This window comes from Prevotella veroralis (assembly GCF_018127765.1).
GTDB classification, from domain to species: domain Bacteria; phylum Bacteroidota; class Bacteroidia; order Bacteroidales; family Bacteroidaceae; genus Prevotella; species Prevotella veroralis.
The window spans coordinates 1,594,010-1,614,449 of the sequence record NZ_CP072330.1 but is presented as its reverse complement, the minus strand read 5'-3'; the positions used below and the strand labels follow the sequence as shown (position 1 = coordinate 1,614,449).

Genomic DNA, 20,440 nt, shown 5'->3' with positions numbered 1-20,440 from the left:
AAACTTTGTACCTTTGCACTCCGAAATCACAGAGCGGATAGTATACTTTAAGAAGCATTCGTCTGCATGTGTAATGGATTGAAAATAAACAAAATAAATATATAACAACAAAAAAGAAAAATCATGCCTACTATTTCACAATTAGTAAGAAAAGGCAGAAAGGACATCGTAGACAAGAGCAAGTCTCCAGCTTTGGACAATTGTCCACAGCGTCGTGGCGTTTGTGTTCGTGTTTACACAACAACTCCTAAGAAGCCTAATTCGGCAATGCGTAAGGTTGCCCGTGTTCGTTTGACCAACCAGAAGGAAGTAAACTCTTACATCCCGGGAGAGGGTCACAACTTGCAGGAGCACAGTATTGTTCTCGTTCGTGGTGGTCGTGTTAAGGACCTTCCTGGTGTACGTTATCACATTGTTCGTGGTACTCTTGATACCGCAGGTGTTGCCAATCGCACACAGCGTCGTTCTAAGTACGGTGCTAAGCGTCCAAAAGCAGTTAAGAAGTAATATTCAAGTTGCCTAAAGGCAGCTAAGAAACTTCAAACCATAAAGCCGAGGTGCAACGGTCGGTGATGGTCGATGCTCCAAGGCTCTTTCAAAAGAATAAACTAAAAACAAACAGTTTTGCTGGAGATTTGTGATCACAAAGGTTGAGTAAATGCCCAAGAGAGGGTGTTGAAGAACGAAAGACGACAGCCTCCGCAGAATTAAAGTTTAAAATTAAAATGAGAAAAGCAAAACCAAAGAAGCGTGTAATCCTTCCAGATCCAAAGTTCAATGATCAGAAGGTATCAAAGTTCGTAAATCATTTGATGTATGATGGTAAGAAGAATACCTCATACGAAATCTTCTATGCAGCCCTCGATATCGTAGGCGGTAAGATGAAGGATGAGGAGAAGTCTCCACTTGAGGTGTGGAAGCAGGCTCTTGATAACATCACTCCGCAGGTAGAAGTAAAGAGTCGCCGTATTGGTGGTGCTACTTTCCAGGTGCCAACAGAGATTCGCCCAGATCGTAAGGAGAGTGTTTCAATGAAGAATATGATAGCCTTTGCACGTAAGCGTGGTGGTAAGAGCATGGCTGATAAGCTTGCATCTGAGATTATGGATGCTTTCAATAACCAGGGTGGTGCTTATAAGCGTAAGGAAGATATGCACCGTATGGCTGAGGCTAATCGTGCATTTGCTCACTTCAGATTCTAATCAAGTTATTATAATAAGGTAAAAAGAAAATGGCAAATCACGATTTACATTTGACTCGTAATATCGGTATTATGGCTCACATTGATGCTGGTAAGACGACCACATCTGAGCGTATTCTTTTTTATACAGGTAAGACTCACAAGATTGGTGAGGTGCATGATGGTGCTGCTACCATGGACTGGATGGCACAGGAGCAGGAGCGTGGTATCACAATTACATCTGCTGCTACAACATGTAACTGGAACTATCTCGGTAAGTCTTATAAGATTAACTTGATTGATACTCCGGGACACGTTGACTTTACTGCTGAGGTAGAGCGTTCACTCCGTGTTCTTGATGGTGCAGTTGCTACTTATTCTGCAGCTGATGGTGTGCAGCCTCAGTCTGAGACTGTTTGGCGTCAGGCTGATAAGTACAATGTTCCACGTATTGGTTATGTAAACAAGATGGATCGCTCTGGTGCAGACTTCTATGAGACAGTGCAGCAGATGAAAGATATTCTTGGTGCAAATCCTATCGCTATTCAGATTCCTATAGGTGCTGAGGAAAACTTCAAAGGTGTTGTTGACCTTATCAAGATGAAAGCTATCCTTTGGCACGATGAGACTATGGGTGCAGAATACGATGTCGAGGAGATTCCTGCTGATCTCGCTGATGAGGCTGCTGAGTGGCGTGATAAGTTGCTAGAGGGTGCAGCTAACTTTGACGATGAGCTGATGGAGATGTATCTTGAAGGTCAGGATATCCCAGAGGATAAGATTATCGCTGCAATACGTAAAGGCTGTATTGCAATGGAATGCTGCCCAATGCTTCTCGGTTCTTCTTATAAGAATAAGGGTGTTCAGCCACTTCTTGATTATGTTTGTGCATTCTTACCTTCTCCATTGGATACACCAGCTATTGTAGGTACGAATCCTGATACTGAGGAAGAAGAGGATCGTAAACCTAGCGAGAATGATCCAACAGCTGCATTGGCATTTAAGATTGCTACTGATCCATTTATGGGTCGCTTGGTATTCTTCCGTGTCTATTCAGGTAAGGTTGTTGCAGGTTCTTATGTTTACAACCCACGGTCTGGTAAGAAGGAGCGTATCAGCCGTTTGTTCCAGATGAACTCTAACAAGGAAATTCCTATGGAGTCAATTGATGCTGGTGATATCGGTGCTGGTGTTGGTTTCAAGGATATTCGTACAGGTGATACTCTCTGCGATGAGAATGCCCCAATCGTATTGGAGTCTATGACCTTCCCTGATACCGTAATCTCTATTGCTGTAGAGCCAAAGAGTCAGGCAGATGTTGCTAAGCTTGATAATGGTCTTGCTAAACTTGCAGAAGAGGATCCAACCTTTACTGTTCGTACTGATGAGCAGAGTGGTCAGACAATTATCTCTGGTATGGGTGAGCTTCACTTGGATATCATTATTGACCGTTTGAAACGTGAGTTTAAGGTAGAGTGTAATCAAGGTAAACCACAGGTTAACTACAAGGAGGCTATTACTAAGGCTGCTCAGAGCCGTGAGACTTATAAGAAACAGTCTGGTGGTCGTGGTAAGTTCGCTTGTATTGATGTTACAATCGAGCCTAAGGATGAAGATTACTCCGAGGGTGACTTACAGTTCATCAATGTTGTTAAGGGTGGTAACGTACCTAAGGAGTTCATCCCTTCAGTTGAGAAAGGATTCAAGGACTGCCTGAATAATGGTGTACTCGGTGGCTTCCCAATGACTGGTCTTAAGGTTACTTTGACTGATGGTTCTTTCCACCCAGTTGACTCTGACCAGTTGTCATTCGAGCTCGTAGCTCACCAGGCATTCAAGGTTCTCTGTCCTAAGGCAGGTCCTGTTCTTATGGAGCCTATCATGAAAGTAGAGGTTGTTACTCCAGAAGAGAACATGGGTGATGTTATCGGTGACTTGAACAAGCGTCGTGGTCTTGTACAGGGTATGGATGAGGCTCGTAGTGGTGCACGTATCGTTAAGGCTATGGTTCCATTGTCTGAGATGTTCGGTTACGTAACTGCTCTCCGTACAATCACCTCTGGTCGTGCTACTTCTTCTATGGAGTATGATCACCACTCACCAGTATCAAGCTCTCTTGCAAAGGAGATTCTTGATGAGTTGAAGGGTAACTCAGACCTCGTTAAGTAAAGAATATAAGGAAGTGCTCTCTCATAGCGAATGACTCTTATGAGGGAGCAACCTTTATGTATATTAATAATAAATAATAAATTAAACATGAGTCAGAAGATTCGTATTAAGCTGAAGTCTTACGACCACCAGTTGGTTGACAAGTCAGCAGAGAAGATTGTGAAGGCTGTAAAGGCAACAGGTGCTATTGTTAGCGGTCCTATTCCATTGCCAACACACAAGCGTATTTACACTGTAAACCGCTCGACATTCGTTAACAAGAAGTCACGTGAGCAGTTCCAGCTCTCAGATTTCAAGCGTCTCATCGATATTTACAGCTCTACAGCAAAGACTGTTGATGCTTTGATGAAGCTTGAGTTGCCTTCAGGTGTTGAGGTTGAAATCAAGGTGTAGTCATCTGTTGACAAATAAGAAACAAATTAATACAAAAAGCATTTACATTCATTTTAAAATCATTAATTGAAATGCCAGGATTATTAGGAAAGAAAATCGGAATGACATCCGTTTTCAGTGCCGACGGTAAGAATGTTCCGTGCACTGTTATCGAAGCTGGTCCTTGTGTTGTAACCCAGGTTAAAACCGTTGAAAAGGATGGTTACAAGGCTGTTCAGTTAGGTTTCGGCGAGGCTAAAGAGAAGAGAACTTCTAAGCCACAGCAGGGACACTTTAAGAAAGCCGGCACATCACCAAAGAAGCACTTGGCCGAGTTCAAGTTTGACGAGGAATATAACCTCGGTGACACTATTACTGTTGAATTGTTCAATGACGTTAAGTTTGTAGACGTTGTAGGTACATCTAAGGGTAAAGGTTTCCAAGGTGTTGTAAAGCGTCACGGATTCGGTGGTGTAGGTCAGTCTACTCACGGTCAGGATGACCGCGCTCGTAAGCCGGGTTCTATTGGTGCTTGTTCTTACCCAGCTAAGGTCTTCAAGGGCATGCGCATGGGCGGCCAGATGGGAGGCGACAGAGTAACTACTCAGAACCTTCAGGTGTTAAAGGTTATTCCAGAGCACAATCTTATCCTTGTTAAGGGTAGTGTTGCTGGATGTAATGGTTCAACCGTAATAATTAAGAAGTAATGGATATTAACGTATTAGATATCAAAGGTCAGGAGACCGGCCGTAAGGTAACTCTTAACGAGAATATCTTCGGAATTGAGCCTAACGATCACGTCCTCTATCTCGCAGTTAAGCAGTATCTCGCTGATCAGCGTCAGGGTACAGCTAAGTCAAAGGAAAGAAGTGAGCACGCTGGTTCTACTCGTAAGTTGGGTCGTCAGAAGGGCGGCGGCGGTGCTCGTCGTGGTGATATCAATTCTCCAGTCCTCGTAGGTGGTGGTCGTGTATTCGGTCCTAAGCCACGTGATTACAGCTTCAAGCTGAATAAGAAGGTAAAGGTTCTTGCTCGTAAGTCTGCATTGGCTTATAAGGCACAGGATAATGCTATTGTTGTAGTAGAAGATTTCAATCTTGATGCTCCAAAGACTAAAGATTTCGTAAATATTGCGAAAAATCTTAAAGTTGATAGCAAGAAAGTCCTTCTCGTTTTGCCAGAAGTAGAGAAAAACGTATATTTGTCAGCTCGTAATCTGCAGAAGGCTGAGGTTATGACTGCTTCACAGGTAAATTCATACAAAGTTTTGAATGCTGATGTAGTAGTTATTACAGAAAACTCTCTGAAGGTTATTGACGAAATCTTAACCAAGTAATAATTAGGAGACAAGAAGAATTATGGGATTTATCATTAAACCAGTGGTCACTGAAAAGATGACCAAGTTGACAGACAAGTCTTCTGAGGATAAGGTTGTAAAGCGCAAGGGAGAGAAGAAAACTATTTTGGCACAGCCAAAGTATGGTTTCATCGTTAAGCCTGAGGCCAACAAGCTTGAGATTAAGAAAGAAGTTGAGGCTTTGTACAACGTTACAGTAGTAGATGTGAATACCGTTCGTTACGCAGGTAAGCGTCAAGCACGTTATACCAAGGCAGGTCTTGTGAAAGGACAGAAGAACGCATTCAAGAAGGCTATCGTCACTTTGAAGAATGGCGATTCAATCGATTTTTATAGCAATATTTAAATAAAAAATGGCAGTACGTAAATTAAACCCGGTTACACCGGGACAAAGACACAAGGTTATTGGCACGTTCGAGGATATTACTGCATCCGTGCCAGAGAAGTCTCTCGTTTACGGTAAACGTTCTACCGGTGGTCGAAACAACACTGGTAAAATGACTGTCCGCTATATAGGCGGTGGTCACAAGAAGAAGTATCGTCTTATCGACTTCAAGCGAGAGAAAGATGGTGTTCCAGCTGTAGTGAAAACAATCGAGTATGATCCTAACAGATCAGCTCGTATTGCGCTGTTATACTATGCTGATGGTGAAAAACGTTACATTATTGCTCCTAACGGACTGCAGGTTGGTGCAACACTGATGTCAGGTGCTGAGGCAGCACCTGAGGTTGGTAACGCCCTTCCTTTGGCTAACATTCCTGTTGGTACTGTAATTCATAATATTGAGTTACGTCCAGGGCAGGGTGCATTGCTCGTTCGTTCGGCTGGTAATTTTGCTCAGCTTACTTCTCGTGAAGGCAGTTATTGTGTTATCAAGCTCCCTTCTGGTGAAACACGCCAGATTTTGTCAGCTTGTAAGGCAACTGTAGGTAGTGTAGGTAACTCTGACCACGCTCTTGAGCAGTCTGGTAAGGCTGGTCGCTCTCGTTGGTTGGGTCGTCGTCCTCACAACCGTGGTGTTGTTATGAACCCTGTTGATCACCCAATGGGTGGTGGTGAAGGTCGCCAGTCTGGTGGTCATCCACGTTCACGTAAGGGCTTGTACGCTAAGGGTCTTAAGACTCGTGCACCTAAGAAGCTTTCAAACAAGTACATTATTGAGAGAGCTAACAAGAAGTAATCAAAGTAATTAAGAGTAAATTATGAGTCGTTCATTAAAAAAAGGTCCATACATCAACGTATCACTCGAGAAGAAGATTCTTGCTATGAATGAGAGTGGTAAGCAGAATGTTGTAAAGACATGGGCCAGAGCATCAATGATTTCCCCTGATTTTGTGGGTCACACTGTTGCAGTTCATAACGGAAATAAATTTATCCCTGTTTACATTACTGAGAATATGGTAGGTCACAAGCTCGGAGAGTTCAGCCCTACACGCCGTTTCGGTGGTCACTCTGGTAATAATAAGAGGTAAGCAGGTCATAATCCATTTAGAAAATAGAAAAATATAATGGGAGCAAGAAAACATATAAAGGCTGAAGCTCGTAAAGAAGCTTTGAGAAGCCAGTATTTTGCAAAGCTCAAGGACTGTCCTTCTTCTCCACGTAAGATGCGCTACGTTGTAGACATGGTTCGTGGTATGGAAGTCAATCGTGCCCTTGGCGTGCTGAGATTCTCCAAGAAGGCAGCTGCCCAGAATGTTGAGAAACTTCTGCGTTCTGCTATTAACAACTGGGAGACAAAGAATGACCGCAAGGCTGAAGACGGTGAACTTTTTATCTCTAAGATCTTCGTAGATGAAGGTGTTACAATGAAGCGCATGCGTCCTGCACCACAGGGCCGTGGCTACAGAATCCGCAAACGTTCTAACCACGTCACTCTTTTCGTTGATTCAAAGAATGACGCTAATAATGATGATAAATAAATAGTAGAATGGGACAGAAAGTTAATCCAATTAGCAACCGTCTTGGTATCATCCGCGGTTGGGAGTCAAATTGGTTCGGTGGCAAGAATTTCGGGGATAATCTCGTAGAGGATCGCAAGATTCGTACTTACCTGAACAAGCGTTTGGAAAAAGCAAGCGTTTCCCGTATTGTCATTGAGCGCACATTGAAGCTCGTCACCATTACTATTTGCACCGCTCGTCCGGGTATCGTTATCGGTAAAGGTGGTCAGGATGTTGATAAGCTTAAAGAAGAGTTGAAGAACCTTTTCAAGAAGGAGATTCAGATTAATATCTTCGAGGTTAAGAAACCTGAACTTGATGCAAACATCGTTGGTAACAATATCGCTCGTCAGGTAGAGGGTAAGATTGCTTATCGTCGTGCTATCAAGATGGCAGTTGCTAACACTATGCGTGCTGGTGCTGAGGGTATCAAAGTTCAAATTACAGGTCGTCTGAATGGTGCCGAAATGGCTCGTAAGGAAATGTTCAAAGAGGGTCGTACTCCTCTGCATACATTCCGTGCAGACATCGATTATTGTCAGACAGAAGCCCTTACTAAGGTAGGTCTGTTGGGTATTAAGGTATGGATTTGCCGTGGTGAAGTTTACAATAAGGTAGATCTTACTCCTAACTTTACTCAGGAGAAGAGCAATGGCCGTTCTAACAATGGTGGCCGTTCTGGAAGAGGTAATCGTAGAAGAAACAATAACCGTTAAAAGAAGAAGCTATCATGTTACAGCCAAAAAGAGTAAAATATAGAAGACCTCAAGACGGACGTGGCAATAAAGGCAACGCCCACAGAGGTACACAGCTGGCTTTCGGCTCATTCGGCATCAAGACACTTGAGGCTAAGTGGATCGACAGCCGTCAGATTGAGGCCGCTCGTATAGCAGTAAACCGCTATATGAACCGTCAGGGCCAGGTCTGGATTCGCATCTTCCCTGATAAGCCAATCACTCGTAAGCCTGCCGATGTTCGTATGGGTAAAGGTAAGGGTGATCCAGCAGGGTGGGTTGCACCAGTTACTCCAGGTCGTGTTCTCTTTGAAGTAGAGGGCGTAAGCTTTGATATTGCAAAGGAGGCTCTTCGTCTCGCTGCACAGAAGCTGCCTGTAAAGACAAAGTTTATTGTTAGACGTGATTTCGATAAAAACGCTTAAGAAAGATGAAGATTAAAGAAGTAAAAGAACTCGAGACCAAGGATTTGGTTGAGAAGATTGAAAATGCTGAGACAGCTCTTGCTAAGATGAAGCTGAATCATCAGATTACTCCACTTGAGAATCCATCTCAGATTAAGGCCGCTCGTCGTGATATTGCACGTATGAAAACAGAACTTTCTCAGAGAGAACTTAATAAATAACAATGGTCCAGATGGAAACAAGAAATTTAAGAAAAGTAAGACAGGGTGTCGTTATCAGCAACAAAATGGATAAAACCATCGTTATTGCAGCTAAGTTCAAAGAGAAGCACCCTATTTATGGTAAGTTTGTCCAGAAGACAAAGAAGTACCATGCTCATGACGAGAAGAATGAGGCTAATGTAGGTGATACAGTACTCATCATGGAGACTCGTCCTCTTTCTAAGACAAAGAGATGGAGATTAGTTCAAATTGTAGAAAAAGCTAAGTAATTATGATACAGACAGAATCAAAACTTACAGTATGTGATAACAGCGGTGCTCGTGAAGCTAAGTGCATTCGTGTACTCGGTGGTACTGGTCGTCGTTACGCAAGTGTTGGTGACGTTATCGTAGTTGCTGTACAAAACGTCATCCCATCAAGTGAATTGAAAAAGGGTGCAGTATCAAAGGCTTTGATCGTTCGCACAAAGAAGGAGATTCGTCGTGCTGATGGTTCATACATCCGCTTCGATGATAATGCATGTGTATTGCTGAACAACGCAGGCGAAATTCGTGGTAGCCGTATCTTCGGTCCTGTTGCTCGTGAGCTGCGTGCAGTGAACATGAAAGTCGTTTCTTTGGCACCTGAGGTTCTTTAATTATTAAATAGAATAATAAAATGGCAAAATTCCATATAAAGAAAGACGATCAGGTCATTGTTCTTGCTGGTGCAGATAAGGGCAAGACTGGAAAGGTGCTTAAGGTCATCGCAGATAAGGAGCGTGCTATTGTAGAGGGCTTGAATATGGTTTCTAAAAGCACAAAACCTTCTGCTGCTAACCCACAGGGTGGTATCATTAAGCAGGAGGCTGCAATTCATATCTCAAATTTAAGTCTCATCGATCCGAAGAGCGGTAAGGCTACACGTATCAAGATTGAGCGTGAAGGCAAGACTGTTAAGCGTATCGCTAAAAAGTCAGGGGAGGAAATTAAGTAATGAATACAGCTCAGTTAAAGAAACAGTATAAGGAGCAGATTGTTCCTGCTTTGCAGAAGCAGTTCAACTATTCTTCAGCTATGCAGGTGCCTGTTTTGAAGAAGATTGTTATCAATCAAGGTCTTGGTGATGCAACTCAGGATAAGAAGCTTATTGAGGTTGCTGTTAACGAGATTTCTTCTATTACAGGTCAGAAGGCTGTTGCAACTTATTCTAAGAAGGATATTGCAAACTTCAAATTGCGTAAGAAGATGCCTATCGGCGTAATGGTAACTCTGCGTCGTGAGCGTATGTATGAGTTCCTCGAGAAACTCGTTCGCGTATCTTTGCCACGTATCCGTGACTTCAAGGGTATCGAGAGCAAGTTCGATGGTCGTGGAAATTATACTCTCGGTATCACCGAGCAGATTATTTTCCCAGAGATTAATATCGATCAGGTTGACCGTATCCAGGGTATGAACATCACCTTCGTAACATCTGCTAAGACTGATGAAGAAGGATATGCTTTGCTGAAGGGCTTCGGACTTCCATTCAAGAATGCTAAAAACGATTAATTGATATGGCAAAAGAATCAATGAAAGCTCGCGAGGTAAAGCGTGCAAAGCTTGTAGCTCGTTATGCTGAGAAACGCGCAGCTCTGAAAAAGATTATCGCTACTTCAAATGATCCTGAAGAGGCTTATGAGGCTGCTCGTAAGTTGCAGTCTATTCCAAAGAATGCTAATCCTATTCGTCTGCACAATCGTTGTAAGATTACAGGACGTCCAAAGGGGTACATTCGTCAGTTCGGTCTCTCTCGTATTCAGTTCCGCGAGATGGCATCTCAGGGACTCATTCCAGGAGTAAAGAAGGCAAGCTGGTAAACAAATATATCGATGCGGATAGTGAATTGTGAAAAAGATTTTGTATCTTTGCAGCTCATTATCCGCTTTCAAGCGATTTTTTAATATTGTCGGGGTAGTCCCGATTAATTAAATATTTATATTTTATGACAGATCCAATAGCAGATTATCTGACAAGACTCAGAAATGCAATCATGGCTCATCACCGTGTTGTTGAGGTTCCTGCGTCTAACTTGAAGAAGTCTATTACAAAGATTCTCTTCGAGAAGGGTTACATCTTGAACTACAAGTTCATCGAGGATGGTCCCCAAGGTTCAATCAAGGTCGCATTGAAGTACGACCCTGTAACAAAGCAGAGCGCTATCAAGAAATTGAAGCGTGTTTCTACCCCAGGTCTACGCCAGTATACTGGTTACAAAGACATGCCGAGAGTAATTAACGGACTTGGAATTGCGATTCTTTCCACGTCTAAAGGTGTAATGACAGACAAAGAGGCTGCTGCTGAGAAGATCGGTGGTGAGGTTCTTTGCTATGTTTATTAATTGGAGGATTGAATATGTCAAGAATAGGAAAATTGCCAATTAGTGTTCCTGCTGGTGTTACAGTATCTCTCAATGGTGGTGTTGTTACGGTAAAGGGTCCTAAAGGTGAACTCTCTCAGAAGGTTGATTCTTCTATTAAGACTATCATTGAGGATGGTCAGGTAACATTTGAAATTGATGAGAATAGCCCAGTAAACTACAAGCAGAAGCAAGCTTTCCATGGTCTTTATCGTTCACTTGTCAACAATATGGTTGTTGGTGTAAGCGAAGGTTACAAGAAGACATTGGAGCTCGTTGGTGTAGGTTATCGTGTTTCTAACCAGGGCAACTTGGTAGAGTTCTCTCTTGGTTATACTCACCCAATCTTTATTCAGCTTCCTTCTGAAGTTAAGGTTGAGACGAAGAGTGAGCGTAACCAGAATCCAATCATCACTCTTGAATCAGCTGACAAGCAGCTGCTTGGTCTCATCTGTGCAAAGATTCGTTCTTTCCGTAAGCCTGAGCCTTACAAGGGTAAGGGTGTCCTGTTCCAGGGTGAGGTTATTCGCAGAAAGTCTGGTAAGACAGCTGCAGCTAAGTAACTTTAATACATCATTACGATTATGACAACAAAGAAAGAACAAAGAAGAATTAAGATAAAGTTCCGCATTCGTAAGAGTGTGAACGGTACTGCTGAACGCCCACGCTTGAGCGTTTTCCGCAGTAATAAGCAGATTTATGCACAGGTTATTAACGATCTGACCGGAACAACCCTTGCTTCAGCTTCTTCACTTGGCCTTGAGAAAATGGCTAAGATTGATCAGGCTAAGAAGGTAGGTGCGCTCGTTGCTGAGCATGCTAAGGCTGCTGGTGTAGAGCAGGTTGTTTTTGACCGTAACGGTTATCTCTATCACGGACGTGTACAGGCTTTGGCTGATGCTGCACGTGAGGGAGGACTTAAATTCTAAACGATTATGGCAATGAATAGAGTAAAAGTAAATAGTGACGTAGAACTGAAAGATCGCTTGGTTGCTATCAACCGTGTAACAAAAGTTACAAAGGGTGGTCGTACTTTCACATTCGCAGCTATCGTCGTTGTAGGTGACGGTAAGGGCGTTATTGGCTGGGGTCTTGGTAAGGCTGGTGAGGTTACTGCTGCTATCCAGAAGGGTACAGATTCAGCAAAGAAGAATCTTGTTAAGGTTCCTGTTTTGAAAGGTACTGTTCCTCATGAGGCAGAGGCTCGCTTTAGCGGTGCTCATGTTCTCCTTAAGCCAGCTGCAGCCGGTACTGGTTTGAAGGCCGGTGGTGCTATGCGTGCTGTTCTTGAGAGCGCAGGTGTTACTGACGTGATTGCAAAGTCAAAGGGTTCTTCTAACCCTCATAACCTTGTAAAGGCTACTATCGCTGCTCTTGCTGATATGCGTGACGCATATACAATCGCTGGTGAGCGTGGTATCAGTATGGATAAAGTGTTTAACGGTTAATTTAGGAGGTATTTAATTATGGCAACAATTAAGATTAAGCAGATTAAGAGCCAGATTGGTGCTCCTAAAGACCAGAAAGAGACTTTACGTGCTTTGGGGCTTCGTAAGATTTCTCAGGTTATTGAGGTTGAGGACACTCCAAGCTGCCGTGGTATGATTCGTAAGGTTCATCATCTGGTATCAGTAATTGATTAAGTAATCTTTTAAAGAAAACAGTAATTATGAAATTAAATAATTTGAAACCAGCTGTTGGCTCTACACATTCACGTCGTCGTATTGGTCGTGGTCCAGGTTCTGGACTCGGTGGTACTTCTACTCGTGGTCACAAGGGTGCGAAGTCACGTTCTGGTTATAAAAAGAAGATTGGCTTTGAGGGTGGTCAGATGCCTCTCCAGCGTCGTGTACCGAAGGCTGGTTTCAAGAATATCAACCACAAGGAATATTTCGCTGTAAATCTTTCAACTCTTCAGGCTCTTGCAGAGAAGAACAATCTTACTAAGATTGGTGTAGAGGAGCTTAAAGCTGCTGGTCTCACCAATGGTAAGGAACTTGTTAAGGTTCTTGGTAATGGTGAGTTGAAGGCTAAGTTGGAAGTTTCAGCAAATGCTTTCTCTAAGACTGCTGAAGAAGCTATTAAGGCAGTGGGTGGTAACACAACTATAATCTAAGTTAATGAAAAAGTTTATTGAGACACTGAAGAACTGTTGGAAAGTTGAAGACCTACGTCAGAGACTTCTAATAACGATTCTGTTTACAGCTATTTATCGATTCGGCTCGTTTGTAGTACTCCCAGGTATCAATCCAGCCTTATTAGAGAAATTGCAGTCGCAGACAGCTGGCGGTCTTATGTCGCTTTTGGATATGTTCTCCGGTGGTGCATTCTCCCATGCGTCAATCTTCGCATTAGGAATAATGCCATATATCTCAGCTTCTATTGTTATGCAGCTCCTTGCTGTTGCTGTTCCTTATTTCCAAAAGATGCAGCGCGAAGGCGAGAGTGGTCATAAGAAAATTAATTGGTATACGCGTGTCCTGACAGTAGTTATTCTATTGTTTCAGGCACCGTCTTACCTGATGAACTTGAAGATGCAGGCCTCTGGAGCACTTGCTACAGGTGTTGATTGGACTACATTTATGATTCCTGCAACTATTATCTTAGCTGCAGGATCAATGTTCATTTTATGGCTAGGTGAGCGTATTACGGATAAGGGTGTCGGAAATGGTATCTCTCTAATCATTATGATTGGTATCATTGCACGTCTGCCACAAGCTTTCATCCAAGAAGTAAGTAGTCGTTTTACAGCGATTACGAGTGGTGGTCTTGTTATGTTCATTGTTGAACTTATCATCCTTTATGCTGTTGTTTGTGCATCTATTCTTCTTGTGCAAGGTACACGTAAGGTTCCCGTGCAGTATGCTAAGCGTGTTGTCGGAAATAAACAATATGGTGGGGCTCGTCAGTATATTCCATTGAAGCTGTTTGCTGCTAACGTAATGCCAATTATTTTTGCGCAGGCGTTAATGTTCATTCCTTTGGCAATTGTACAGTATTCTACAGATAACACAAGTTCTGTGCTTCAGTCTCTGATGAATACGAAGAGCTTAGCATATAACTTGGTTTATGTGGTTCTTATTATTTTGTTCACCTACTTCTATACTGCCATTACTTTGAATCCAACTCAGATGGCTGAGGATATGAAGCGTAACAACGGATTTATTCCAGGTGTAAAGCCTGGTAAAGATACCGCTGATTATATAGATTCTGTTATGTCACGTATTACAGGACCAGGATCTTTATTTATTGCTTTCATTGCAGTTATGCCAGCTTTGGTGGGTTTCTTGAATGTTCAGGATGCATTTGGACAGTTCTTTGGTGGTACTTCATTGTTGATTCTTGTTGGTGTTGTTATTGATACGCTCCAGCAGATTGAGTCACACTTAATGATGCGTCACTATGATGGGCTTCTCAATTCTGGACATACACGTGGCAATGGTGGTGTTGCAGCATATTAAATCTTTATCTTAAGAAATGAGTATATTTCTAAAGACTGAAGATGAAATTGAACTCATGCGTGAGGCTAACTTGCTGGTTGGTAAAACACTAGTAGAAGTTGGTCATCATGTTAAGCCTGGGGCTACAACTCTGCAGTTAGATAAAATAGCTGAAGAGTTTATCCGTGATAATGGTGCTATACCTACTTTCAAAGGTTTTCCAAGTTCTTATGGGTCTCCTTTTCCAGGTAGTATCTGTGCATCAGTCAATGATGTTGTTGTACATGGTGTACCAAGTGAGGATGTTGTTTTGAAGGATGGAGACATCATTTCTATTGATTGTGGGACTTTACTAAATGGTTTCAACGGAGATAGTTGTTATACTTTTTGTGTTGGAGAAGTTAGTGAAGAAGTCAAGAATTTGCTTCGGACAACGAAGGAATCCCTTTATAAGGGTATTGAGGTAGCACAAGCAGGACATCACGTAGGTGATATTGGTCAAGTTATTCAGGATTATTGCCAGGCACAAGGTTATGGTATTGTTCGTGAATTAACGGGACATGGTATTGGACGTGAGATGCATGAGGAACCATCAGTTCCTAATTATGGTAAGCGGGGAAGTGGAGTGTTACTCAAGGCAGGAATGTGTATTGCAATAGAGCCGATGGTTACTATGGGTAAACGAGAAATTGGATTATTACCTGATCGTTGGAGTATTGTTACACGTGATCGTCGCCCAGCAACTCATTTTGAGCACACAATTGCGATTAGAGCTGGTAAGGCTGATATTTTATCTTCTTTTGAGGAAGTTGAACATTTAGAAGGACAAAATTTTTAATTAGTATATGGCAAAGCAAACTGCAATAGAGCAGGACGGGACAATTCTCGAAGCACTTTCGAATGCGATGTTTCGAGTGGAATTAGAGAATGGTGTTGATATCACCGCTCATATTTCCGGTAAGATGAGAATGCACTACATCAAGATTCTTCCTGGTGATAAGGTGAAGGTTGAGATGAGTCCATACGACCTGACTAAGGGTCGAATCGTTTTCAGATACAAATAAATAACATAGAGATATGAAGACAAGAGCATCATTAAAGAAGCGTACAGCCGACTGCAAGATAGTTCGTCGTAAGGGTCGTCTGTTCGTTATCAACAAGAAAAACCCTAAGTTCAAAATGCGTCAGGGTTAAGTTAAAAAAGCGTAAAGAGGTAAGTCTTCTCGTAATTTATGCTTACCTTTGCATGCTTTTTAGCGCTAAATGACATTTATTTATTTAATTATCAAACAATGGCAATAAGAATTGTTGGAGTAGATTTGCCCCAGAATAAGCGTGGCGAAATCGCATTGACCTATATCTATGGTATTGGTCGAAGTAGTTCAGCAAAGATATTGGATAAGGCTGGTATTAGCCGTGACCTGAAGGTCAGCGAGTGGTCTGATGACCAGGCAGCCAAGATCCGTGAAATTATCGGTGCTGAATTCAAAGTTGAAGGTGATCTCCGTTCTGAGATCCAGATGAACATCAAGCGCCTCATGGATATAGGTTGCTATCGTGGTGTTAGACATCGTAATGGTCTTCCTGTTCGCGGTCAGAGTACTAAGAACAATGCTCGTACCCGTAAGGGAAAGAAGAAGACTGTTGCTAATAAGAAGAAGGCTACTAAGTAATTCTAAGGAGGAAATTAATTATGGCAAAGAAATCAGCAACATCTAAGAAAAGAAATGTAAGAGTTGACGCGTTGGGACAGCTCCACGTGCACAGTTCATTTAATAACATCATTGTATCTTTGGCTAACAACGAGGGGCAGGTTATCTCTTGGTCTTCGGCTGGTAAGATGGGATTCCGTGGATCAAAGAAGAATACTCCTTACGCTGCACAGATGGCAGCAGAGGATTGCTCAAAGGTAGCTTTCGATCTCGGTCTTCGTAAGGTTAAGGCATTCGTTAAGGGTCCAGGTAACGGTCGTGAGAGCGCTATCCGTGCGGTGAACGCAGCAGGTATTCAGGTAACTGAAATCGTTGACGTTACTCCATTACCACACAACGGTTGCCGTCCTCCAAAGCGTCGTCGTGTATAATCACATCTTATAACAATTAAAAGAATTCATATTAATTATGGCAAGATACATAGGTCCAAAATCACGAATCGCACGCCGTTTCGGTGAGCCAATTTTCGGCGCAGATAAGGTATTAGCTAAGAGAAACTTCCCTCCAGGGCAGCACGGAAACAACCGTCGTCGCAAGGTATCTGAGTATGGTGCTCAGCTTGCAGAGAAGCAGAAAGCTAAATACACTTATGGCGTTTTGGAGCGTCAGTTCCGTAATCTGTTCGATAAGGCTGCTAAGGCAGAGGGTATTACTGGTGAGGTTCTCCTTCAGAGCCTTGAGAGCCGTCTGGACAATGTAGTGTTCCGTCTTGGTATCGCTCCTACTCGTGCAGCTGCTCGTCAGCTCGTTAGCCACAAGCATATTGTTGTTAACGGTAATGTCGTAAATATTGCTTCATATCAGGTAAAGGCTGGTGACGTGGTTGGCGTTCGTGAGAAGGCTAAGTCACTTGAGGTTATTGAGGCAGCTTTGGCTGGCTTCAACCACAGCAAGTACCCATGGCTTGAGTGGGATGATAACGCTAAGTGCGGTAAGTTCCTTCATCGTCCAGACCGTGCTGACATCCCTGAGAATATTAAGGAGCAGTTAATCGTTGAGTTGTACTCTAAACAATAAAATCATTAAATTAATGGCGATATTAGCATTTCAAAAACCTGATAAAGTAGTGATGCTGGAGGCCAATGACCATTTCGGCAAGTTCGAATTCCGTCCTCTTGAGCCTGGCTTTGGTGTTACCATTGGTAACGCTCTTCGCCGCATCCTCCTTTCATCGCTGGAAGGTTTCGCTATCAATACCATCCGTATAGCTGGTGTAGAGCACGAATTCTCTTCAGTTCCAGGTGTAAAGGAAGATGTTACCAACATCATCTTGAATCTCAAACAAGTTCGATTCAAGCAAGTAGTAGAAGAATTCGAGAATGAGAAAGTTAGTATCACCGTAGAGAATTCCACTGAATTCAAAGCAGGTGATATCGGTAAGTATCTGACTGGATTTGAAGTGTTAAACCCTGATTTGGTGATTTGTCATTTAGACTCCAAGGCTTCTATGCAGATTGATTTGACCATCAACAAGGGACGTGGTTACGTTCCTGCTGAGGAAAATCGTGAATTCTGCACTGATGTAAACGTACTCCCAATCGATTCCATCTACACCCCAATCCGTAACGTAAAATATGCCGTTGAGCCATATCGTGTTGAGCAAAAGACCGACTATGACAAATTGGTTGTTGAAGTTACGACTGATGGTTCCATCCACCCAAAGGATGCACTGAAAGAGGCTGCAAAGATTCTTATTTATCACTTCATGTTGTTCTCTGATGAGAAGATTACTCTTGAGAATCCAGATCAGGAGGGCAATCAGGAGTTTGATGAGGAGGTTCTTCACATGCGCCAGCTCTTGAAGACCAAGTTGACAGATGCAAGTCTCAACTTGAGTGTTCGTGCACTCAACTGCTTGAAGGCAGCTGATGTAGAGACATTAGGCGACCTCGTACAGTACAACAAGACGGATCTCTTGAAGTTCCGTAACTTTGGTAAGAAATCGCTTTCTGAGCTTGATGATTTGCTCGAGAGTCTGAATCTGTCGTTTGGAACCGACATTACAAAGTATAAATTGGATAAAGAATAGTTGACGAGTTGTCTAAAGACAAGTTGACGGGTTTATCCACAACAAGTTAAAAACAAAATGAGACATAATAAGAAATTCAACCATTTGGGTCGTACTGCTGACCACCGCGCTGCGTTGCTTTCAAACTTGGCAGTTGCTTTGATTCAGCACAAAAGAATCACTACGACTCTTGCTAAGGCAAAGGCTCTTAAGAAGTATGTTGAGCCGCTGATCACACGTTCTAAGAACGATACAACCAATTCACGTCGTGTTGTTTTCCGTTATCTTCAGAACAAAGAGGCTGTTACTGAGCTCTTCAAGGAGATCTCTGTAAAGGTAGCTAATCGTCCAGGAGGTTATACACGTGTTATCAAGCTCGGTACCCGTCAGGGTGATGCAGCTCAGATAGCATTTATCGAGCTTGTTGACTACAATGAGAATATGGCTAAGTATCCAAAGGCAGAAGCTAAGAAGACTCGTCGTAGCCGTCGTTCTACAAAGAAGGTTGATGTTCCTGTGGTAGAAGCAACAGAGAGTGCAGCAGAAGAGGCAAAGGCTGAATGATTAGAATATTAATTATCTCTATACAAAGGCTCCTGGCATAAAGTGCTAGGAGTTTTTCATTCTTTCTTTTTATAGCTCTCAATAATATTAAGGCAGTGTTTCGTCACAAGATGGAGCACTGTCTTCTTTTTAATTCAAAATTCATAATTCAAAGTTCAGAATTATGATTAGTTCCGTTTGAAGTGGATAAACCACACGTAAAGTCTGGGAAGATACTCTGTTCGGATGCTTGATACATCCGTATCTCGTTTCCATTCTATCCTTATTTTCTTTCCTTTTTTATTAGTTGCGTGATATGTCTATCCTTATTCTCTTTCCTTTTGATTTATCTCAGGATCATTTATACTTAGTATAATTACATTTCTCACCTATTCCAATTTAAATTAACCCTGTTCGCACTCTTTGTCTAATAGGTTTCCGCATCATTTATCACCCGTTCCCCATTCCTTTCTCATGCGTCTTGCGTCTTTTTTATCCATATCTTTTATTAGTCTCATCGTGATGAAACTAGTGTCTCATCACGATGAAATTAGTGTTTCTTCACGATGAAACTTGTGTGTCATCACGATGAGACTAATTTTATGTGCGTGTATAAATAATGCGCAACACGTTAGAAAAGAATGGGGAACGGGGATAAAGAATGCTGGAACAGGTGGAAAACGATTCGCAAACGGGTGAGAAAGATTGGGCGAACCTATCCAAAAAGCAGAGAAATGAAATATAATTGCTAGGCTCCTAATAGAAATGGTATTTAGACTGGGGATATTTGATGCGGGGATAGGAGGTACGAATCATTTTCTACGGTTTCCTGGTTCTTCGAAACTATAGTTAGATGATAAATAATGTGTCGTTTTATCGTTGGATGCAATATAAAAGAGTGGGAGGAAATGGTGAGCAATCCTTTATTAAAGGTTCCTGTATGCTTTTCCCTTAGTTGCTATAATACCTTATAGGGTTTTCCCCTCATCAAGTAGGGAAATGTCTTTGCTGAACTATAATGTAATTCTTACTTTTGCAAACATAAAATAACAGGCAAGTATGAAGAAGTTATTTATCCTCCCAATTTCTGCAGCCATCTTGTTGAGTAGTTGTGGGACATACGCTGGTTCCGGAGCGATGTCTGGTGGTTCTTTAGGTAGTATTTTGGGAAGTGCTATCGGGGGTATAGCAGGCGGTGCGAGAGGTTCAGATATAGGAATAATTGTTGGTATGGCTGGTGGAGCTGTGATTGGTGCTGCGATGGGGCAGAAGGCTGATCAGCGTGCTAAAGATGATGTTCACGATCATTATGAGAAGGTGCAGCAGCGTAAGGCACGTGAGAAACAGGCACGTTCTACTTCTGGGAACTATAACCAGACTGACGATTATGCCGTTCCAAATCGTGTAGATAGTAGTGGGTTTGATGCTTCTAACTCTGGCGATGATCGTCTCTATGATTTTCAAGGAAGTGATTACACGGGAGATTATAGTGCGGCTCAACCAAAGAGCAAGGCTCCTTCAGAATCGAGTGTAGAGCGGTTGGCTGGCAATTATCAATATGCTCCAAACATTGAAGTTGTAAATGCTCGTTTTGTTGATGATAATCAGGATGGAGTTTTATCACGCAATGAAGTTGGTAAGATTATCTTTGAGGTGATGAATAGCAGTGATAAGCCTGTTACGGATGTACAACCATCAGTTTTGGAAACAAGCGGTAATCGACATATTTACATTAGTCCTTCAGTTCATATAGAAAGTATTGCTCCTGGCAAGGGCGTTCGTTACACTGCGATTGTGAAAGCCGATAAGCGGATTAAGGCAGGTATGGCAACTTTTGCAGTAACGGTTTTACAAGGTCAGAAGAGTATAAGCAAAGTGACGGAATTTAACATTAAGACAAGTAAATAGATCATACGGTTGATTGAATATATATATTGTGATATTTGACTAACACCTGATAATTAGCTTTGAAACGACAGG

General features: G+C 42.4%; 34 protein-coding genes. All 34 read left to right on the top strand.

Features of this window, described 5'->3' with window-relative positions:
* Window positions 1–123 precede the first annotated feature (123 nt).
* The gene (gene rpsL / locus J5A55_RS06880; RefSeq protein ID WP_004383907.1) at window positions 124–507 is read left to right on the top strand and encodes a 30S ribosomal protein S12; all 384 of its coding nucleotides are present in this window, start codon (window positions 124–126) and stop codon (window positions 505–507) included.
* A 218-nt stretch (window positions 508–725) separates the two neighbouring features.
* The gene (rpsG, locus tag J5A55_RS06875; RefSeq protein ID WP_008821977.1) at window positions 726–1,202 is read left to right on the top strand and encodes a 30S ribosomal protein S7; all 477 of its coding nucleotides are present in this window, start codon (window positions 726–728) and stop codon (window positions 1,200–1,202) included.
* A gap of 29 nt (window positions 1,203–1,231) precedes the next feature.
* Window positions 1,232–3,349, top strand: coding sequence for an elongation factor G (gene fusA, locus J5A55_RS06870; RefSeq protein ID WP_004383904.1), 2,118 nt, complete (start codon window positions 1,232–1,234; stop codon window positions 3,347–3,349).
* Between the two features lie 87 nt (window positions 3,350–3,436).
* Entirely contained in the window at window positions 3,437–3,742 is a 306-nt protein-coding gene (rpsJ, locus tag J5A55_RS06865; protein ID WP_004352787.1) for a 30S ribosomal protein S10, read from the top strand.
* A 71-nt stretch (window positions 3,743–3,813) separates the two neighbouring features.
* Window positions 3,814–4,428 carry a 50S ribosomal protein L3 gene (rplC, locus tag J5A55_RS06860; RefSeq protein WP_004383902.1) on the top strand — a complete coding sequence of 205 codons (615 nt, stop codon included), beginning with the start codon at window positions 3,814–3,816 and terminating at the stop codon, window positions 4,426–4,428.
* Window positions 4,428–5,057, top strand: a complete 630-nt coding sequence (gene rplD, locus J5A55_RS06855; protein WP_004383901.1) for a 50S ribosomal protein L4 — start codon at window positions 4,428–4,430, stop codon at window positions 5,055–5,057. The genes rplC and rplD overlap by 1 nt, the downstream gene beginning before the upstream one ends.
* A 22-nt stretch (window positions 5,058–5,079) precedes the next feature.
* Window positions 5,080–5,424 carry a 50S ribosomal protein L23 gene (gene rplW, locus J5A55_RS06850; RefSeq protein WP_004383900.1) on the top strand — a complete coding sequence of 115 codons (345 nt, stop codon included), beginning with the start codon at window positions 5,080–5,082 and terminating at the stop codon, window positions 5,422–5,424.
* A 7-nt stretch (window positions 5,425–5,431) separates the two neighbouring features.
* On the top strand, window positions 5,432–6,259 hold the full coding sequence (rplB, locus tag J5A55_RS06845) for a 50S ribosomal protein L2 (protein ID WP_004383899.1): 828 nt from the start codon (window positions 5,432–5,434) through the stop codon (window positions 6,257–6,259).
* Between the two features lie 22 nt (window positions 6,260–6,281).
* Complete coding sequence (gene rpsS, locus J5A55_RS06840; RefSeq protein WP_004361611.1) at window positions 6,282–6,551, top strand: 30S ribosomal protein S19; 270 nt, start codon at window positions 6,282–6,284, stop codon at window positions 6,549–6,551.
* Between the two features lie 36 nt (window positions 6,552–6,587).
* Window positions 6,588–7,001, top strand: coding sequence for a 50S ribosomal protein L22 (gene rplV / locus J5A55_RS06835; protein ID WP_004383898.1), 414 nt, complete (start codon window positions 6,588–6,590; stop codon window positions 6,999–7,001).
* A gap of 8 nt (window positions 7,002–7,009) precedes the next feature.
* Window positions 7,010–7,738 (top strand): 30S ribosomal protein S3, encoded by a 729-nt coding sequence (gene rpsC / locus J5A55_RS06830; protein WP_004352815.1) that lies wholly within the window; start codon window positions 7,010–7,012, stop codon window positions 7,736–7,738.
* A gap of 14 nt (window positions 7,739–7,752) precedes the next feature.
* A complete protein-coding gene (rplP, locus tag J5A55_RS06825) occupies window positions 7,753–8,181 on the top strand; it encodes a 50S ribosomal protein L16 (RefSeq protein ID WP_004361613.1) in 429 nt (142 codons plus the stop codon).
* A gap of 5 nt (window positions 8,182–8,186) precedes the next feature.
* Window positions 8,187–8,381 (top strand): 50S ribosomal protein L29, encoded by a 195-nt coding sequence (rpmC, locus tag J5A55_RS06820; RefSeq protein ID WP_004361614.1) that lies wholly within the window; start codon window positions 8,187–8,189, stop codon window positions 8,379–8,381.
* A 2-nt stretch (window positions 8,382–8,383) separates the two neighbouring features.
* The gene (gene rpsQ, locus J5A55_RS06815) at window positions 8,384–8,650 is read left to right on the top strand and encodes a 30S ribosomal protein S17 (protein ID WP_004361615.1); all 267 of its coding nucleotides are present in this window, start codon (window positions 8,384–8,386) and stop codon (window positions 8,648–8,650) included.
* A 2-nt stretch (window positions 8,651–8,652) separates the two neighbouring features.
* The gene (rplN, locus tag J5A55_RS06810) at window positions 8,653–9,018 is read left to right on the top strand and encodes a 50S ribosomal protein L14 (RefSeq protein ID WP_004352833.1); all 366 of its coding nucleotides are present in this window, start codon (window positions 8,653–8,655) and stop codon (window positions 9,016–9,018) included.
* 20 nt (window positions 9,019–9,038) lie between these two features.
* Window positions 9,039–9,356 carry a 50S ribosomal protein L24 gene (gene rplX, locus J5A55_RS06805; RefSeq protein ID WP_004383897.1) on the top strand — a complete coding sequence of 106 codons (318 nt, stop codon included), beginning with the start codon at window positions 9,039–9,041 and terminating at the stop codon, window positions 9,354–9,356.
* Entirely contained in the window at window positions 9,356–9,910 is a 555-nt protein-coding gene (rplE, locus tag J5A55_RS06800) for a 50S ribosomal protein L5 (RefSeq protein ID WP_004383896.1), read from the top strand. Before rplX ends, rplE begins: the two co-directional genes overlap by 1 nt.
* A 5-nt stretch (window positions 9,911–9,915) precedes the next feature.
* Window positions 9,916–10,218 carry a 30S ribosomal protein S14 gene (rpsN, locus tag J5A55_RS06795; protein WP_004361619.1) on the top strand — a complete coding sequence of 101 codons (303 nt, stop codon included), beginning with the start codon at window positions 9,916–9,918 and terminating at the stop codon, window positions 10,216–10,218.
* 125 nt (window positions 10,219–10,343) lie between these two features.
* The gene (rpsH, locus tag J5A55_RS06790; protein WP_004361620.1) at window positions 10,344–10,739 is read left to right on the top strand and encodes a 30S ribosomal protein S8; all 396 of its coding nucleotides are present in this window, start codon (window positions 10,344–10,346) and stop codon (window positions 10,737–10,739) included.
* A gap of 14 nt (window positions 10,740–10,753) precedes the next feature.
* On the top strand, window positions 10,754–11,320 hold the full coding sequence (rplF, locus tag J5A55_RS06785) for a 50S ribosomal protein L6 (protein WP_004383895.1): 567 nt from the start codon (window positions 10,754–10,756) through the stop codon (window positions 11,318–11,320).
* Between the two features lie 21 nt (window positions 11,321–11,341).
* The gene (gene rplR / locus J5A55_RS06780) at window positions 11,342–11,686 is read left to right on the top strand and encodes a 50S ribosomal protein L18 (protein WP_004352769.1); all 345 of its coding nucleotides are present in this window, start codon (window positions 11,342–11,344) and stop codon (window positions 11,684–11,686) included.
* A gap of 6 nt (window positions 11,687–11,692) precedes the next feature.
* Window positions 11,693–12,205, top strand: a complete 513-nt coding sequence (gene rpsE, locus J5A55_RS06775) for a 30S ribosomal protein S5 (RefSeq protein WP_004361622.1) — start codon at window positions 11,693–11,695, stop codon at window positions 12,203–12,205.
* An 18-nt stretch (window positions 12,206–12,223) separates the two neighbouring features.
* Complete coding sequence (gene rpmD, locus J5A55_RS06770; protein ID WP_004383894.1) at window positions 12,224–12,400, top strand: 50S ribosomal protein L30; 177 nt, start codon at window positions 12,224–12,226, stop codon at window positions 12,398–12,400.
* 26 nt (window positions 12,401–12,426) lie between these two features.
* Complete coding sequence (rplO, locus tag J5A55_RS06765; RefSeq protein ID WP_004361624.1) at window positions 12,427–12,873, top strand: 50S ribosomal protein L15; 447 nt, start codon at window positions 12,427–12,429, stop codon at window positions 12,871–12,873.
* Between the two features lie 4 nt (window positions 12,874–12,877).
* A complete protein-coding gene (gene secY / locus J5A55_RS06760) occupies window positions 12,878–14,218 on the top strand; it encodes a preprotein translocase subunit SecY (RefSeq protein ID WP_004383893.1) in 1,341 nt (446 codons plus the stop codon).
* Between the two features lie 16 nt (window positions 14,219–14,234).
* Complete coding sequence (gene map / locus J5A55_RS06755) at window positions 14,235–15,035, top strand: type I methionyl aminopeptidase (RefSeq protein ID WP_004383892.1); 801 nt, start codon at window positions 14,235–14,237, stop codon at window positions 15,033–15,035.
* A gap of 7 nt (window positions 15,036–15,042) precedes the next feature.
* Window positions 15,043–15,261, top strand: coding sequence for a translation initiation factor IF-1 (gene infA, locus J5A55_RS06750; RefSeq protein WP_004352768.1), 219 nt, complete (start codon window positions 15,043–15,045; stop codon window positions 15,259–15,261).
* 13 nt (window positions 15,262–15,274) lie between these two features.
* Window positions 15,275–15,391 carry a 50S ribosomal protein L36 gene (gene rpmJ, locus J5A55_RS06745; RefSeq protein WP_004352823.1) on the top strand — a complete coding sequence of 39 codons (117 nt, stop codon included), beginning with the start codon at window positions 15,275–15,277 and terminating at the stop codon, window positions 15,389–15,391.
* A gap of 98 nt (window positions 15,392–15,489) precedes the next feature.
* The gene (rpsM, locus tag J5A55_RS06740) at window positions 15,490–15,870 is read left to right on the top strand and encodes a 30S ribosomal protein S13 (protein ID WP_004361628.1); all 381 of its coding nucleotides are present in this window, start codon (window positions 15,490–15,492) and stop codon (window positions 15,868–15,870) included.
* A 20-nt stretch (window positions 15,871–15,890) separates the two neighbouring features.
* Window positions 15,891–16,280, top strand: a complete 390-nt coding sequence (gene rpsK / locus J5A55_RS06735) for a 30S ribosomal protein S11 (protein WP_004383890.1) — start codon at window positions 15,891–15,893, stop codon at window positions 16,278–16,280.
* 37 nt (window positions 16,281–16,317) lie between these two features.
* A complete protein-coding gene (gene rpsD / locus J5A55_RS06730; protein ID WP_004361630.1) occupies window positions 16,318–16,926 on the top strand; it encodes a 30S ribosomal protein S4 in 609 nt (202 codons plus the stop codon).
* 13 nt (window positions 16,927–16,939) lie between these two features.
* Window positions 16,940–17,938 (top strand): DNA-directed RNA polymerase subunit alpha, encoded by a 999-nt coding sequence (locus tag J5A55_RS06725; RefSeq protein ID WP_004383889.1) that lies wholly within the window; start codon window positions 16,940–16,942, stop codon window positions 17,936–17,938.
* 57 nt (window positions 17,939–17,995) lie between these two features.
* Complete coding sequence (gene rplQ, locus J5A55_RS06720; RefSeq protein WP_004383888.1) at window positions 17,996–18,481, top strand: 50S ribosomal protein L17; 486 nt, start codon at window positions 17,996–17,998, stop codon at window positions 18,479–18,481.
* 1,038 nt (window positions 18,482–19,519) lie between these two features.
* Window positions 19,520–20,368 (top strand): hypothetical protein, encoded by an 849-nt coding sequence (locus J5A55_RS06715; protein WP_004383887.1) that lies wholly within the window; start codon window positions 19,520–19,522, stop codon window positions 20,366–20,368.
* The last annotated feature ends 72 nt before the right edge of the window (window positions 20,369–20,440 follow it).